The following is a 14,378-nucleotide window of genomic DNA, read 5'->3' on the forward strand; positions in this document are numbered from 1 at the left end:
TTCATCGCGTCGTACTTCGTACGTCATATATGAGACACGAGATGTGAGAGCGCCCATGGCCTTCGCCCCGAGTCCGATCCCCTCCCGCACCCAGTACGTTCTGGAGGCGATCAAGCACGGCATCCTCACCGGTGGCCTCAGCCCGGGTCAGGCCCTGGTCGAGACCGAACTGGCCGCCCAGTTCGGGGTGTCGAAGACTCCGGTGCGAGAAGCGCTCAAGACTCTGGCCGGCACCGGTCTCGTCGTGATGAGCCAGTACAAGGGCGCCACCGTACGCACGGTCGACGCCGCCATGGCCCATGAGGTGTACGACGTACGGCTGTTGCTGGAACCGGCGGCGCTACGGCGCTCCCTCGCCCGGCGGGCCTCGCTGGAGCCGGCGCGGGAGGCCCTGGTCAGGGCCGACGAAGCGGTGGACCAGGCCGAACGCTCCCTCGCCAACCGGGAGTTCCACCGGGCGCTGTATCTGCCCTGCGGCAATCCGCTGCTGGCACGGATGCTCGACGAGGTACGCGACCAGGCGGCCCTCGTCTCGACCGTCGCGTGGGCCGCCGTCCCGTCCTGGGAGCGGGAGGCCGGTGAGCACCGGGAGGTCCTGCGGCTCGCTCTCGCGGGCGACGCCGACGGCGCGGCGCGCGCCCTGCACGACCACATCGCCTCTTTTGTACGGCGGGCGTTCCCCGAAGGAGACCACGTATGAACACCCCTGATCTCACCCTGTCCCGGGACGCGCTCGCGGATGTCGTGGCGATCCCCGTAACCCCGTTCACCAGCGACGACACGATCGACACCGACACCCACCGGGCGCTGCTCCGCCGTCTGCTCGACGATGGTGTGCGCACACTGACACCGAACGGCAACACCGGCGAGTACTACGCGCTCAGCCCCGACGAGCGGCGCGCGGTCACGGAGTTGACCATCGAGGAGGCGGCGGGCCGGGCATCGGTCCTGGTCGGCATCGGTCTGGAGGTGCCGACCGCGGTGGCCGCCGCGAAGCACGCCCGGGACGCCGGGGCCGCCATGGTGATGGTCCATCAGCCGGTGCACCCCTATGTGTCGCAGGACGGCTGGATCGACTATCACCGCTCCATCGCCGAAGCGGTGCCGGAGCTCGGGGTCGTCCCGTACATCCGCAATCCGCAGCTGAGCGGCGAGAGCATGGCGAGGCTCGGGGAACTGTGCCCCAATGTCATCGGGGTGAAGTACGCCGTCCCGGACGCCGCGCGCTTCGCCGCCTTCGCCCGGGACGCGGGCCTGGAGCGCTTCGTCTGGGTCGCGGGGCTCGCCGAGCTGTACGCGCCCTCGTACTTCGCCGGCGGAGCCACCGGGTTCACCTCCGGTCTCGTCAATGTCGCCCCGGCCGTCTCGCTTGGGATGCTGGAGGCGCTGCGGGCCGGGGACTACGCGGCGGCCATGAAGGTGTGGGAGCAGATCAGGCCCTTCGAGGAACTGCGCGCCGCACGGCAGTCCGCCGACAATGTGACGGTGGTCAAGGAGGCGCTGGCCGCGCTCGGTCTGTGCCGGCGCGACATCCGCCCGCCGAGCCGCGCGCTGCCCGAGGACCAACGGGCCGTCGTGGCTTCGCTCGTGGCCGGGTGGGCGATATGAGCGCGGGAGACGAGGGTCCGGTCGAGCCGGCCGTACGGCCCGAGGACCTGCGAAGCCACCAGTGGTACGGAAGCGGAATCTCCTCGGGGCTCCGTTCCTTCAGCCACCGCGCCCGCACCCGCCAGCTCGGTTATCTCCCCGAGGAGCACCTGGGCAAGCCGGTCATCGCGGTCCTCAACACCTGGTCGGACATCAATCCCTGCCATGTCCATCTGCGCGAGCGAGCGCAGGCGGTGAAGCGGGGGGTGTGGCAGGCCGGCGGTTTCCCGCTGGAATTCCCCGTGTCCACCCTCTCCGAGACCTTCCAGAAGCCGACGCCCATGCTGTACCGGAACATGCTGGCGATGGAGACGGAGGAACTGCTCCGCTCCTATCCGGTCGACGGCGCGGTGCTGATGGGCGGCTGCGACAAGACGACACCGGCGCTGTTGATGGGCGCGGCGAGCGTCGATCTTCCGGCCGTTTTCGTGCCCGCCGGGCCCATGCTGCCGGGGCACTGGCGCAATGAGGTCCTCGGTTCGGGTACGGACATGTGGAAGTACTGGGACGAGAAGCGGGCCGGGCTGATCGGCGACGACGAGATGGCCGAGCTGGAGAGCGGTCTGGCCCGGTCGCCGGGCCACTGCATGACCATGGGCACCGCCTCCACGCTCACGGCGGCCGCCGAGGCGCTGGGGGTCACCATGCCCGGGGCCTCCTCGATCCCGGCCGTCGACTCCGGGCACGACCGGATGGCCGCCGCCTCCGGACGGCGCGTCGTCGACCTGGTGTGGCAGGACCTGCGGCTCTCGAAGCTCCTGACCCGGGAGGCGTACGAGGACGCGGTGGCCACCGTCCTCGCGCTGGGCGGCTCGACGAACGCGGTGATCCATCTGATCGCCATGGCCGGACGCTCGGGCCTGCGGCTCGGCCTGGACGACTTCGACCGGATCGCCCGGACCGTGCCGGTGCTGGCGAACCTGCGTCCGGGCGGGCAGTACCTGATGGAGGACTTCCACTTCGCGGGCGGGCTGCCGGCCTTCCTGACGCGGCTGACGGATGTCCTGCATCTGGACCGGCCGACCGTCGCGCACACCACCCTGCGGGATCAGCTCGACGGTGCGCTCGTACACAATCCGGAAGTGATCCGGCCGCGCGAGAAGCCCCTCGCGCCGGAGGGCGGGGTGGCGGTGCTGCGCGGCAACCTCTGTCCCGACGGCGCGGTCATCAAGCACATCGCCGCCGAACCGCAGCTTCTCAAACACACGGGCCCCGCCATGGTGTTCGACGACTACCGGACGATGCAGCGGACCATCAACGACCCGGAGCTCGGGATCACCCCGGAGCATGTCCTGGTGCTGCGCAACGCGGGCCCCAAGGGCGGGCCCGGCATGCCCGAGTACGGGATGCTGCCGATCCCCGACTACCTGCTCAAGCGCGGAGTCCGCGACATGGTGCGGATCTCCGACGCCCGGATGAGCGGCACGAGTTACGGTGCGTGCGTCCTGCACATCGCGCCCGAGTCGTACATCGGCGGGCCGCTCGCGCTCGTACGCACCGGTGATCCGATCACGCTGGACGTCGAGGCCCGGAGCCTCCATCTGGACATCACCGCCGAGGAGATGGAGCGGCGGCAGGCCGAGTGGACCCCGCCTCCCGTCAGGTACGAACGCGGGTACGGCGCCCTCTACAACGAGCAGATCACCCAGGCCGACACCGGCTGCGACTTCGCCTTCCTGTCCAGGCCGGGCGAGGTGCCCGACCCGTACGTGAGCTGAGACAGCAGGTCCGCACCACCCGCCTCGTCAGTTCGGTATACCGAACACCGTCTGCGAAGCGCTTCACCAAAGGAACGGAGAAGCAGTCATGGCCTCAGCTGTGGCGCAGGACTCACCAGGGGCGCCGCCCCGAGCACCCAAGACCCCGGTAGCGGCCAGGAAGCCGGGGCGCCGTACGGGCGCGACGCCACGCCGCCTCCCCTATCTGCTGATCGCCCCCGCCGGACTGCTGATGCTGGGCTTCATCGCCTATCCGATGCTCAGCGTCTTCTACTACAGCCTGCAGCACTACAACCCCACCAAGCCCTGGCGGAACGGCTTCGCGGGCCTCGACAACTTCAAGCGCATCTTCACCGAGGACCCGCTGTTCTGGGACAGCCTCGTCTTCAGCGGCAAGTGGGTCGTCACCGAGGTCACGCTTCAGCTGGCCCTCGGCCTGATACTCGCGCTGCTCGTCAACCAGACCTTCGCGGGCCGTGCCGTCGCCCGCGCCCTGGTCTTCTCTCCCTGGGCGGTCTCCGGGGTACTGACGACCACGATTTGGCTGCTGCTCTACAACCCGTCGACGGGCGTGGGCCGTTATCTGGCCGACGCGGGAATCGGTACGTACGGATCGTCCGTGCTCTCCGACACCGGCACCGTGTTCTGGGCGGCCGTACTGGCCGAACTCTGGCGCGGCGTACCGTTCTTCGCGATCCTGATCCTCGCCGATCTCCAGTCCATTCCCGGCGATCTCTACGAGGCGGCCTCGGTCGACGGGGCGAACCGCTTCCGGCAGTTCTTCCACATCACGTTGCCGCATCTCAAGGACGCGATCATCCTCACCACGCTGCTCCGGGCCGTGTGGGAGTTCAACAACGTCGACCTGCTTCTCACCCTCACCGAAGGCGGTCCGGCCGGCGTCACCACCACGCTGCCGCTGTATGTCGCGGTCACCGGATTCGAGGCACACGACTTCGGCTACGCCACCGCGCTGACCACCGTCGCGTTCGCGATCCTCCTCTTCTGTTCGATTCTCTATCTGCGCCTGAGCAAGTTCGGAGGCGAGGACAAGTGACCACGGCGATCGCCGAGAAGGACACACACACCGTGTCCGCGAGCAACGGCCCGGCCTCTCCGCCCGCACGGAGGAACAAGCGTCGGCGCGCCTTCGACGAGGTGCCGCGGTGGCAGATCTACCTGCCGGTCGGCTTCTACCTGCTCTTCACTCTCGTCCCCTTCTACTGGATGCTGCTGTTCTCGCTGCGGCCCGCCGGTTCCACCTCGCTGGTGCCGTGGCCGATCACCTTCGATCACTTCTCGAAGGTCTGGAACGACCGCAGTTTCTCCGTCTTCTTCCAGAACAGCGCACTGATCGGGGTCTTCACCCTGATCTGCACGACGGGAGTCGCGCTCGCCGGCGGTTACGCCCTGGCGCGCTTCAACTTCCGTATCAAGCAGGGCTTCATGCTGGCGCTGCTGTGCTCACAGTTCATCCCGGGCGCACTGATGCTGGTCCCGCTCTTCCAGATCTTCAAGAACCTCCAGATGATCAACTCCCTGGGGAGCGTGGTCATCGCGGAGACCGTCTTCCAGCTGCCCCTGTCGATCATCCTGATCAGCGGCTTCATCAAGAATGTCCCGTACTCGCTGGAGGAAGCGGCCTGGGTGGACGGCTGCTCGCGGCTCCAGGCGTTCCGTATCGTCGTGCTGCCGATGCTGCGGCCCGGTCTGATCGCCGTCGGTTCCTTCGCCTTCGTCAACAGCTGGAACCACTTCCTCTTCGCCCTGATGTTCCTCATGGACCAGGAGAAGCAGACGATCCCGGTCGGGCTGAGCACCCTCATCGGGGCGGACAGTGTGGACTTCGGCGCGCTGGCCGCCGGTGGTGTGATCTCGGCGGTGCCGGTGGTCATCGTCTTCGCCTTCATCCAGAAGTGGCTGATCACCGGCTTCAGCGCCGGGGCGGTGAAGGGATGAGCGACGAGATCCGCGAGGTGACGGGCGACAGCATGAGCGATATGAGGGGCGGCGGTGCGGGGGCGGGACTGCCCGTCGTACTCGCCGGCGCGCGTGGCCACGGCCGCACGCACCTGCACAACATCCGCCGTCTCGAACAGGCGGGGCTGGTCCGGCTCGTGGGCGTCTGCGAGCTGAAGCCACTGAGCGCCGAGGAGCTGGACGGCTTCGGCTCTCCCGAACAGTCCTCGGACTTCGGGGAGTTGCTGGAACGCACGGGCGCGCGGATCGCCGTCATCTGCACTCCCATCCACACCCACACCGAACTCGCGCTCACCGCCGCCGCGCGGGGCGTGCACACCTTGCTGGAGAAGCCGACCACACCGTCGTACGCGGAGTACGAGCGGCTGCTGGCCGGCCTGGAGGAGTACGGCACGGACTGTCAGGTCGGGTTCCAGTCGCTCGGTTCCCATGCTGTCGAGGCGATCAGGAAGCTGATCGCGGACGGCTCGATCGGGACGCTCCGGGGGATCGGGGCCGCCGGGGCATGGGTGCGCGGCGACGCCTACTACGCCCGCGCCCCCTGGGCCGGGCACCGTTCCCTGAACGGCCGGGACGTGGTGGACGGGGTGCTCACCAACCCGCTCGCGCACGCGGTCGCGACCGCGCTGCGGATCGACGGCAGCGACCTGGCCGACGACATCTCCGAGCTGCGGCTGGAGCAGTTCCGGGCCAATGACATCGAGGCGGACGACACGTCCTGCCTCAGTCTGAGGACGGCCAGGGGCACCACCGTCACGGTCGCCGTCACCCTGTGCGCGGAGCAGGCCGGTGAGCCGTACGTCGTGGTGCACGGGACTCACGGCCGGATCACCTTCTGGTACAAGCAGGACCGGGTGCGGGTGGAGCGCACCGGCCAGGATCCGGTCGAGACCGTCCACGGCCGTACGGACCTGCTGGAGAATCTGGTCGCGCACCGTCTCAAGGACGACGAGCTGCTCGTACCGCCCCGTCGCACGGGCGCCTTCATGCGGATCGTCGAGGCCATCAGGAGCGGGCCGCCGCCCGAGCCGCTGCCCGCCGACGCCTGGTACCGCGCACCGGGCGACGTACCGCCGCGCCGGATCGTCAAGGGCATCGACGCGCTGATCGCGGCGAGTGCGGAGTCCCTCTCCACATTTTCCGAACTGGGCGCGGGCTGGGCCGTGCCCCCGGCGGAGGTGCACCCGAGATGACCGAGCCACAGGTTTCCGGAACACGAGGGTTTTCCAGGGCCGGCGGGATCGCCGGAAGGCGCGGAGCGTCCGGCGGCACGTCGGGCTCATCCGGCACGTCCAGCTCATCCGGCTCATCCGGCGGCACGTCGGGCTCATCCGGCTCATCCGGCTCATCCGGCTCATCCGGCGCGGGAACGCTCTCCGGCGTCGGAGGCAACACGGTGCTGCGGTGTGACGGCCGCCCCGTGGCCCGTTACGTGCACCGGCCCCGGGTGCCCGCGGGGCTCCCCTCCCGGCCGTACCTGCATCCCGTACGCACTCTCGGCGGTGTCACCGTCACCGAGCTGCGGCCACCCGACCACGTGCACCACCTGGGGGTGTCGATGGCCGTGCCGGACGTCTCCGGTGTCAACTTCTGGGGCGGGCGCACCTATGTGCGCGACCGGGGCCCGGTCGCGCTGGACAATCACGGCGCGCAGGAACACACGGGCTGGCTGCTGAGAGACCCCGACGGCTGTGTCGAGGAACTGTCCTGGACGCGCGAAGGCCGCGAACTCCTCAAGGAACGGCGCACGATCAGCGCTCTCGCGCTCTCCGGCGACGCCTGGGTCCTCGACTTCACCTCGGCGCTCACCAATGTGTCGGGTACGGACCTGTCCATCGGCAGCCCGGCCACCAACGGCCGTCCGGGAGCGGGCTACGGCGGATTCTTCTGGCGCGCGCCCAAGGAGGGCGTGGCGGATTCGGCGCCGGACGTGTTCACCGAGAACGGGAGGGGCGAGGACGCGGTGCACGGCCACACCGCCGGCTGGCTGGCGCTCGCCGGACGGGACTGGACCCTGATCTTCGGCGGGGCGAACGGGGACACCCGCGACGACCCCTGGTTCGTCCGCACCACCGAGTACCCCGGGGTCGGTTCCTCGCTGGCCTGGCGGCAACGGCTCCCGCTGCCCGCGGGCGGGAGTGTCGCCCGGCGCATCGTCACCGTCGTCGCTGACGGCCGGCTCGACCGTCCGGCGGCGGCCGCCCTCGTCCGCAAGGCGGTGGCGGCATGACCCCGCCGTGAACGGCCGGCCCCGGTGACGGTAGGTACCGCGACTTCGCCACCGCGCCCACCGGAGAAGGCCGGGCCGGGACCGCCCCCTTCACCGACTTCCGCATCACCGGCTGACACCGCTCGACGCCCCTTCAGAACTCCAGAACGCAACGCCTGTGAGGAGAGCCGCAATGACGCACCTGCGCAGCAAACGCTTTCGGGCCGGAGCCACCGCCTCCATGGCCGCCCTGGCCACCCTGCTCGCGGGCCTCGCCACGGCGCCCGCCCGTGCCGCGGACCGGCCGGCGGCGGCCACGCGCGCCGCCGTGCTCCGTGTCCCGGCCGACTACCGCACCGTGCAGGCCGCCGTGGACGCGGTCCCCGCGGGCAACAGCGGCCAGGTCACCGTCTCCATCGCCCCCGGTACGTACCGCGAACAGGTAAGGGTGCCGGCGAACAAGCCGCATCTGGTCTTTCAGGGCACCGGAAGCGACCGCTCCAAGACGGTCATCGTCTTCGACACCCCCAATGAGTACGGTGGTTCGAGCGGCAGCGCCACCGTACTGATCGCCGCGAACGACGTCACCGCCCGCAATCTGACCTTCGTCAACGACTTCGACGAGGCAGCCCACGACCTCGCCTCCGAGCAGGCCCTGGCGATGAAGACGACGGGCGACCGGATCGTCTTCGACAACACGGCGTTCAAGGGCAACCAGGACACGCTGATGACCGACAGCCCCCAACTGACCGCTGTCAGCCGGGTCTACGTCCGCGACTCGTACATCGAAGGTGACGTCGACTTCATCTACGGGCGGGCCACCACCGTCATCGAACGCTCCGTGATCAAGGCGCTCAGCCGTGGCTCCTCCTCCAACAACGGTTACATCACCGCCGCTTCGACCTGGAAGGGGAATCCGTACGGCATTCTGATCACCGACAGCCGGATCATCAGTGACGCGCCCGCGCGGTCCTTCCACCTCGGCCGGCCCTGGCACCCGGGCGGCGAACCGGACGCCGTCGGCCAGGTGCTGATCCGGAACACCGAACTCCCCGCGGCCGTCAAGTCCTCTCCGTGGACCGACATGAGCGGCTTCCCCTGGCGGGAGGCGCGCTTCTCCGAATACCGCACCTACGGTCCCGGAGCGGCCGTGACGGCAGACCGCCCCCAGATGCCGGACGCCGACGCCGCTCGCCATCAGGTACCCAACTACTTGTCGGGCAAGGACGGTTGGGCGCCGTATCGCACGCGCTCCTGACCGCACGGCCCGTACGAGCCGCACGGGCGGCGGCATCCGACACAACACGAGAGAGAAGAGCCGACGATGAGGATCCCCAAGGTGTACAGAGGTCGGACGGCCGCGGCCGTCTCGCTGACGGCGGTACTCGCCCTGACGGCGACCGCGTGCGGTGACGACGGGAGCGGCGGAAGCGGCAGCGAGGGCTCCGGAAAGGGCGAGATCACCCTGTGGGACAACAACACGGGTGAGCGGCGGGAGATCTGGTCACAGATCATCAAGGACTTCGAGAAGCAGAACCCGGACATCCGTGTGAAGTACGTCGGCATCCCGATCGACCAGGTCCAGCAGAAGTACGACACGGCGATCGACGGCGGCGGGCTGCCGGACGTCGGTGGCGTCGGCACCGCCTATCTCTCCAACCTCGTGGTGCGGGACGTCCTGGATCCGGTGGGCGACCGTATCGACGCGAGCGGCCTCAAGGGCAAGCTCGTCCCCGTCATGGTGGACGGGGTCAAGTCGGCCGGCGGTCGCGGGGACGAGATGTACTCGGTGCCGACCTCCAGCAACAACGGCACACTGTGGTACCGCACGGACCTGTTCGCGGAGGCCGATCTGGCGGCGCCCACCGACTGGACCACGTTCTACGCGGCGGCTCGGAAGCTCACCGCGGCCGGGAAGAACCAGTTCGGATACACGATGCGTGGCGGCTCGGGCTCCATCGCACCCGCGATGGACGCGATGTACGGGCAGTCCGGCATCACGTCCTTCTGGAACGGCGACAAGACCACCGTCAACGACCCCAGGAACGTGGCGGCGCTGGAGAAGTACGTCGCCCTGTACAAGAAGGTGACACCGTCCGCCGACGTCAACAATGACTTCATCAAGATGGTCGCCCAGTGGGACAACAGCTCGATCGGCATGCTGACCCACAATCTCGCCTCCTACCAGGACCATGTGAAGGCGCTCGGGACGGACAAGTTCAAGGGCCTTCCCTATCCGACCCGGGAGGACGGCTCGCGCGTCCAGGTCTCCAACCCGGTGGACGGCCTCGGTCTGTTCAAGAACAGCAAGAACAAGGCGGCCGCCTGGAAACTCATCGAATTCGCGGCCTCTCACAAGTCGAACAGCGCGTGGAACGAGTCGGCGGGTTCCATACCGGCGAACACCGATGCCGCCGCCGACAGTTGGGTCCAGAAGGCCGAACCGACCGCCGCCGCGATGAAGGCACTCAGCGACGGCACCACGAAGATCGTCAACCTGCCGTACTACCTGCCCGACTGGAACACCATCAGCAAGAGCGGCAACGAGCCGAACTTCCAGAAGGTCCTCCTCGGTGACATGTCGGCGAAGGAATTCGCGGACAAGATCGCCAAGGAGCTCAATGACGCCCAGGCGGAATGGAAGGAGCAGAACAAGAGTTGACCGCTGATCGCTGACCGCTGATCGGGTTGACCACCGGTCGCACGGTTCGGCCGGTCGTGGGGCCGGTCGGTGGTGGACGTCCTCGAGGGCGCTTTCCGCCTCCGGCTCCTCCCCCGGCGCCCCGCTCACATAGCCCACGTCCATATGAGCCCGTAACCCCTAACCACGTATCCCCCAGCCCTGCACCTCGCTCAGGGAATGTGAGGCAGATCGGCGTGTCCATCTCCCGAAGACAGGCCACCGCGGCGCTCTCGGCGCTGCCGCTGGCCGCCGCGGCGACAGCCGCCACCCCCGCCGCGGCCGACGCCCCGAGCGGGCACGGTCCACGCCCTGGCAGAACCGTCTACATAGCCGGGGACTCCACGGCCGCGGACAAGTACGCGACGGCCGCCCCCGAGACCGGCTGGGGCATGGCCCTTCCCTTCCTGCTCGGGCGGCACCTCAGGGTCTCCAACCACGCGGTGAACGGCCGCAGTTCGAAGAGTTTCATCGACGAGGGACTGCTCGCCCCGATCCTCCGCGCCATCCGGCCGGGAGACCTGCTCCTCGTCCAGTTCGGACACAACGACGAGAAGACCGCCGATCCCACGCGCTACACCGAGCCCTGGACGACCTACCAGGAGTATCTGGGGCGGTACGTGGAGGGCGCGGCGGACCGTGGCGCCCGGCCGGTCCTGCTGACCTCCGTGGAGCGTCGCAGGTACGACGCCGCGGGCAACGCGCTCGCGACACACGGCGACTACCCGGCGGCGATGCGCGCGTTGGCCGCCGACCTTCGTATTCCGGTGCTCGACATCCAGGCCGCGTCACTGGCGCTGTGGCAGCGGATGGGAGCCGAGGCGACGAAGGCGTACTTCAACTGGCTCCGGCCCGGCGAGTCGCCCAACTATCCCGACGGTGTATCGGACAACACCCACTTCCGCCCGCCGGGCGCCATCGCGGTCGCCCGCATGGTGGCACGCGCGCTGCGGGACGAGCGGGTGCTGGCACCCGGCGAGATACGCCGCCTCAACAGGGAGATTCCCGAATCCTGGCTCACCTGGCTCGCCTGATCCTCTCGGCTCTCAGCCCCTTCACTCCCCCGCACCCCCTTCACCCCTTTCACTCCCTGATTCGAAGACCGAGGAGCGGCCATGCACAGGCAGAGACGTCATGCACTCATCACCACGACAGCGTTGGCGTGCGGTACGGCGCTGGCCCTGGCCACCCTCGCGGCACCGGCCCAGGCACACGGGCGGGCCCCGGGCCCTTCCCTGGAACGGTCCGTCCTCGCCGCGAACGACGGCTGGGCCTCGGCCGACGGCGGCACCACCGGCGGCCGGGCCGCCGACGCCGAACACGTCTATACCGTGACCAGTTGGGCCGAGTTCAAGGCCGCGCTGGCCGCCGCCGAGGGCAGCCCGTCGATCATCCGGGTCAAGGGCACACTCGACGCGCTCTCCGACAGCGAGGGGAACCAACGTACCTGCGACGACTACGCCGTGGCCGGTTACTCCTTCGACAAGTACCTCGCGGCGTACGATCCGGCGGTCTGGGGCCACGAGAATCCGGTGAGCGGCGAGCAGGAGGATCTGCGGGCCGCGTCAGCCGCCGTACAGGGCGCGCGGATCAAGGCGTACGTCCCGGCCGACACGACCATCGTGGGTGTGGGCGGGAACGCCCGAATCCTCGGCGGCAGCCTCCAGGTCAAGGACGTCGGCAATGTCATCATCCGCAACCTCACCTTCGAGGACGCGTTCGACTGCTTCCCGCAGTGGGATCCGACGGACGGTGAGAACGGCGCCTGGAACTCCGAGTACGACAACCTGGTGGTGTACGGCTCCACGCATGTGTGGGTGGATCACAACACCTTTACCGACGGCCGCCACCCGGACAGCGAACAGCCCCACTACTACGGCCAGTTGTATCAGCAGCACGACGGTGAGCTGGATATCGTCCACGGCGCCGACCTGGTCACCGCCTCCTGGAACGTCTTCGCCGACCATGACAAAACACTCATGATCGGCAACAGCGACAGCGCGGGCGCCTCCGATCGCGGCAAGTTGAATGTCACCTTGCACCACAACCAGTTCAAGAACATCATCGAGCGGGCACCACGGGTGCGCTTCGGCAAGGTCGACACGTACAACAACCACTTCGTCGTCCCGGAGTCGGGCTACGTGTACTCCTTCGGCATCGGTATCGAATCCCAACTTGTCGCCGAGAAGAACGCGTTCACGGTTCCGGCGGGTGTGCGCGCCGGGACGATCCTCAAGAAGTGGAAGGATTCGCCGGTCACCACCGCGGGCAACCACGTCAACGGGTCGTACGTCGACCTGCTCGCCGTCCACAACGCGGAGATCCCCGAGGAGACCCTGCGGTCCGACGCGGGCTGGACCCCGGCCCTGCGCACACAGGTCGACAACCCGCGCGCGGTCCCGCACCTGGTCGACGGGCGCGCCGGCGCCGGGAAGATCCACTGACTGTCGCGAGAGGTACGCGAGAGGCGAGGTACGAGAGGGGGCGAGGTACGGGAAAGCCACTCCGTACCTCGCCTCTCCCTGTTACGACGACGCGGACTTCAGGTGCTCCGGCGCGGCCTGCTGCCAGGAGTCCACGACGATGTCACGCAACTCGTCCAGGTCCTCCAGAGCGTCGAGCCGTACCCGCACCCACGCGGAACTCGCCTCGTGCGGCGGCACCCAGAACTTCTCCGGCTCCGCCGCGATCAGCTCGGTCCGCTCGTGCCTGGGGCACCGCACGGCGAATGACGTCTGATCGTCGGGGACCGTGACGAACATCTTCCCCGCCACGCGGAACGTGGGCATGTCCCACGCTTCCTTCTCCACCGTCTGCGGGAGGGACAGCGCGATACGGCGCACGTCCTCGGCGTCCATCACATTCACGATCACCATCGTACGGGCACCCGAGGGGCCCTCGCCCATTCTCACGGGCCGGGTCCGGGAGGGGTCCCGGCCGGTCCGAGGACACTGACGGACACACGGGCCGATGCTGCCGGACACATCGAGTGGGAGGCGTCGGTCGATTCCACGATCTGTCGAGCCCACCAACCCGCCGCCGGGGCTCGCAAAAGGGGGCTGCCGATCGAGTCCGATCGAGTCCGGACGAGTCCGGACGGCCTGGCGGCTGAGCCGGACGACCACGCACTCGGCCGCTCGTGCGGCGGCCTGACCACCAAGATTCGCCTTGCCGTCGACGCCTCCTTTCACGTTCTGGCTGTCGTGGTCACTGCTGGACAGCGGGCCGATGCCCCGGTGTTCACCGAGGTCATGGACCGCATCCGCGTTCCGCGGATCGGCGGCGGACATCCGCGCACCCAACCCGCTCACGTCCTCGCCGACCGCGCCTACTCGTCTCGAAAAATCCGCGAGTACCTGCGCCGCCGGCAGATCCCGCACACCATTCCGGAGAAACGTGACCAGGCCGGACACCGCAGACGCCGAGGTTCGACCGGTGGCCGCCCGCCCGGCTCCGACCGTGAGCAATACAAGGCCAGACACAAAGCCGAGTGCCGGACAGGGCTCCTCAAGCAGGCGCGAGGCGTCGCGACACGCTACGAGAAACTCGCCATCCGCTACGAAGCCACCATTCAACTCACCTTGGTACGCCAGGCACCGTGACCACATCTCAATCGCGCCCCAGGCGCAGTCCAGCGGCTGGACTACACTTGACGCACCATGCCCGATCTCTTCGGAATCAACCATCTGACGCTGTCCACGACCGACCTCGACCGGCTCGTGGCGTACTACACGGAGTTGCTCGGAGCAGCGCTCGCATTCGAGCGCGCTGCAACCCATTCTGAGCCTCGGATCGCAGTCATCGATGTCGGCGGGGATGACCACCTGATGATCGTCGAAACCGCTACCGCCCCCACCACTGATCTCGATCCCCTCAGCAATGCGGGATGGGGGCTGCGCGTGGGAACATACGCGCAGCTGTGTGAGGTTCGCGAGCAAATCCTGGGTGCCGGGCGGCCGGTCGGACAGATCGCGACACTGCCCACGCAGTGGACGATGACAGCTCGCGATCCCGATGGACGCCCTGTGGACGTTCGAGCCCATCGCCCACGCACCGCATCGCTGTCACAAACCACTGACTAACGGCTGCCCGTCAATCGGCCTGCCGCAAGGGGCAGTTACCGTGTGGCTCCGCACCCGGCGCC

Annotated in this window: 13 protein-coding genes and 1 pseudogene; 13 read left to right on the forward strand and 1 reads right to left on the reverse strand. The window is 68.4% G+C overall.

The window, feature by feature from the left end:
* Positions 1-55: 55 nt before the first annotated feature.
* The 11 genes and pseudogenes from ACIQD6_RS09100 (at position 56) to ACIQD6_RS09150 (ending at position 12,678) form a co-directional block, all read left to right on the forward strand.
* Positions 56-700 (forward strand): GntR family transcriptional regulator, encoded by a 645-nt coding sequence (locus ACIQD6_RS09100; RefSeq protein ID WP_401880046.1) that lies wholly within the window; start codon positions 56-58, stop codon positions 698-700.
* Entirely contained in the window at positions 697-1,608 is a 912-nt protein-coding gene (locus ACIQD6_RS09105) for a dihydrodipicolinate synthase family protein (RefSeq protein WP_401880048.1), read from the forward strand. The genes ACIQD6_RS09100 and ACIQD6_RS09105 overlap by 4 nt, the downstream gene beginning before the upstream one ends.
* Positions 1,605-3,365 (forward strand): L-arabinonate dehydratase, encoded by a 1,761-nt coding sequence (gene araD, locus ACIQD6_RS09110; RefSeq protein ID WP_401880049.1) that lies wholly within the window; start codon positions 1,605-1,607, stop codon positions 3,363-3,365. The genes ACIQD6_RS09105 and araD overlap by 4 nt, the downstream gene beginning before the upstream one ends.
* Before the next feature lie 88 nt (positions 3,366-3,453).
* The gene (locus ACIQD6_RS09115) at positions 3,454-4,422 is read left to right on the forward strand and encodes a carbohydrate ABC transporter permease (protein ID WP_401880051.1); all 969 of its coding nucleotides are present in this window, start codon (positions 3,454-3,456) and stop codon (positions 4,420-4,422) included.
* Entirely contained in the window at positions 4,419-5,324 is a 906-nt protein-coding gene (locus ACIQD6_RS09120; RefSeq protein ID WP_401880053.1) for a carbohydrate ABC transporter permease, read from the forward strand. Before ACIQD6_RS09115 ends, ACIQD6_RS09120 begins: the two co-directional genes overlap by 4 nt.
* 32 nt (positions 5,325-5,356) lie before the next feature.
* Positions 5,357-6,538, forward strand: a complete 1,182-nt coding sequence (locus tag ACIQD6_RS09125; RefSeq protein WP_401880764.1) for a Gfo/Idh/MocA family protein — start codon at positions 5,357-5,359, stop codon at positions 6,536-6,538.
* A gap of 203 nt (positions 6,539-6,741) precedes the next feature.
* Positions 6,742-7,575, forward strand: a complete 834-nt coding sequence (locus ACIQD6_RS09130; RefSeq protein ID WP_401880055.1) for a PmoA family protein — start codon at positions 6,742-6,744, stop codon at positions 7,573-7,575.
* Between the two features lie 307 nt (positions 7,576-7,882).
* Positions 7,883-8,812, forward strand: a pseudogene (locus ACIQD6_RS09135) (pectinesterase family protein); the annotation flags it as partial.
* 66 nt (positions 8,813-8,878) lie between these two features.
* Positions 8,879-10,216, forward strand: a complete 1,338-nt coding sequence (locus tag ACIQD6_RS09140) for an ABC transporter substrate-binding protein (RefSeq protein WP_401880057.1) — start codon at positions 8,879-8,881, stop codon at positions 10,214-10,216.
* 215 nt (positions 10,217-10,431) lie between these two features.
* Positions 10,432-11,268 carry a rhamnogalacturonan acetylesterase gene (locus ACIQD6_RS09145; RefSeq protein ID WP_401880058.1) on the forward strand — a complete coding sequence of 279 codons (837 nt, stop codon included), beginning with the start codon at positions 10,432-10,434 and terminating at the stop codon, positions 11,266-11,268.
* An 81-nt stretch (positions 11,269-11,349) separates the two neighbouring features.
* The gene (locus ACIQD6_RS09150) at positions 11,350-12,678 is read left to right on the forward strand and encodes a polysaccharide lyase family 1 protein (protein ID WP_401880060.1); all 1,329 of its coding nucleotides are present in this window, start codon (positions 11,350-11,352) and stop codon (positions 12,676-12,678) included.
* 81 nt (positions 12,679-12,759) lie between these two features.
* Here ACIQD6_RS09150 and ACIQD6_RS09155 read toward each other — a convergent pair whose 3' ends face one another.
* The gene (locus ACIQD6_RS09155; protein ID WP_401880766.1) at positions 12,760-13,110 is read right to left on the reverse strand and encodes an MmcQ/YjbR family DNA-binding protein; all 351 of its coding nucleotides are present in this window, start codon (positions 13,108-13,110) and stop codon (positions 12,760-12,762) included.
* A gap of 108 nt (positions 13,111-13,218) precedes the next feature.
* Between ACIQD6_RS09155 and ACIQD6_RS09160 the strand changes: the two genes are divergently transcribed.
* Both ACIQD6_RS09160 and ACIQD6_RS09165 read left to right on the forward strand, forming a co-directional pair.
* Positions 13,219-13,836 carry an IS5 family transposase gene (locus tag ACIQD6_RS09160; RefSeq protein WP_401880767.1) on the forward strand — a complete coding sequence of 206 codons (618 nt, stop codon included), beginning with the start codon at positions 13,219-13,221 and terminating at the stop codon, positions 13,834-13,836.
* Between the two features lie 57 nt (positions 13,837-13,893).
* A complete protein-coding gene (locus ACIQD6_RS09165; RefSeq protein ID WP_401880062.1) occupies positions 13,894-14,316 on the forward strand; it encodes a VOC family protein in 423 nt (140 codons plus the stop codon).
* The last annotated feature ends 62 nt before the right edge of the window (positions 14,317-14,378 follow it).

The organism is Streptomyces sp. NPDC088400, from assembly GCF_044753355.1.
Classification (GTDB): domain Bacteria; phylum Actinomycetota; class Actinomycetes; order Streptomycetales; family Streptomycetaceae; genus Streptomyces.